Genomic DNA, 1,608 nt, shown 5'->3' on the forward strand with positions numbered 1-1,608 from the left:
CTATCTCGGCTCGAACGTCTCCTACAATCTGAAGAAGCTGGTTGATCTCGGCTTCATCAACCACCAGCGCTCGCGTATCGACCGCCGTTCGGTGCGGGTTTCGCTGACGCCGAAGGGCAGTGAGGTGGCGGAAGTCGTCGCCGGCCTCTACGAGCGCCATGTCGGCTCAATCGAGCAGGTCGGCGGCATCAACACCGAAGAATTCAAGCAGATGAACCGCGCCCTGCAGCGGCTGGATCGGTTCTGGAACGACACGATTGCGTATCGGATGTAAGGCGCCGCATCGAGATCGGGAGCCGCCCCACAGAAGCGCGGTCGGGACAGCCAATCAAGGACCGGTGCCGAAAAGCATCGGTCTTTCCGTTTCGTGATACCGGCCGATCCAAATCACGGTCAGGGCCACGTTGCCGCCATATTCCCGGTGAAAGCGAGGATGCGGGTGATGTTGCGGCGAAAGCCGGCGTCTCCCTGAACGCGCGTCGCCCCCGGCGCGCTCTCGCGAAGTGATAGGGGTCATGGTTGGCGAATTGTTAACAATGCCAACCCTAGAGTGCGGGCGGCATCGCCCGGTGAAATTGTTACAGGAATGTCTGGAGCGTACATGAGAACCAGTCGCCGTTTCTTCCTTTCCGGAGCCTCCGCGTTGGCCGCGACGATGCTTGCCGGTGGTGCCAGCGCGCAGGACGTGATCGCGGATATCCTGAAATCCTCAGGCCGCGGCAACTGGAACGACCAGTTCGACGCCCGCGCCAGCCAGGGCGGCAAGGTGGCCTCGACGCTGCCGATCGTCAGCCTGCAGACCGTTGCGTACACCGAGCAGGCGATAGCGCAGTATCAGAACATTGTCGCGCAGGGCGGCTGGGAGCCGGTCCCGGATACCAAGAAATTGCAGCTCGGTGTTGTCGACCCCGACGTGGTGCCATTGCGCAGGCGCTTGATGATTTCGGGCGACCTGGCGCAGAGCGCCGGCCTGTCAGAGGCCTTCGATTCCTATGTCGATGCGGCGGTCAAGCGCTTCCAGGCGCGCCATGGCCTGCCTTCCGACGGGACCCTGGGTCAATATACCTATGCGGCGATGAATGTTTCGGCGCAGGTCCGGCTTGGCCAGCTGCAGACGAATCTGCAGCGGCTGAACGAACGCGCCGGCACGCTGGGCAACCGTTATGTGTTGGTCGACATCCCGGGCGCCCAGATCGAGGCGGTCGAGAACGACCGCGTCGTGCTGCGCCACACCGCCGTTGTCGGCAAGATCGACCGCCAGACGCCGATCGTCGATTCCAAGATCAACGAGATCATCGTCAATCCCTACTGGAACGCGCCGGTATCGATCGTGCGCAAGGATATCATTCCGCTGATGCGGAAGGACCCCAACTACCTCAAGGACAGCAAGATCCGCCTGTTCGCACCGGATGGCAGCGAGGTCGATCCGCTGACCGTCGACTGGTCGACCGACGACGCGGAGAAATACCGATTCCGTCAGGATCCGGGCGCCGGCAACGCGATGGCCTCGGTCAAGATCAATTTCCCGAGCCCGGACGGCGTCTACATGCACGACACGCCGCAGCAGAGCCTGTTCGGCAAGATGATGCGCTTCGATTCCTCGGGTTG

General features: G+C 62.3%; 2 protein-coding genes. Both read left to right on the forward strand.

Going from position 1 to position 1,608, the window contains the following annotated elements; translation table 11 throughout:
• The coding region (locus EOA85_RS34845) for a winged helix DNA-binding protein (protein WP_164760114.1) at positions 1-274 on the forward strand (274 nt) is incomplete at its 5' end.
• A 327-nt stretch (positions 275-601) separates the two neighbouring features.
• A partial coding sequence (locus EOA85_RS34850; protein WP_127212698.1) for a L,D-transpeptidase family protein occupies positions 602-1,608 on the forward strand: 1,007 nt, incomplete at its 3' end.

The organism is Mesorhizobium sp. M5C.F.Ca.IN.020.29.1.1 (assembly GCF_003997375.1).
Taxonomy (GTDB): Bacteria; Pseudomonadota; Alphaproteobacteria; order Rhizobiales; family Rhizobiaceae; genus Mesorhizobium; species Mesorhizobium wenxiniae.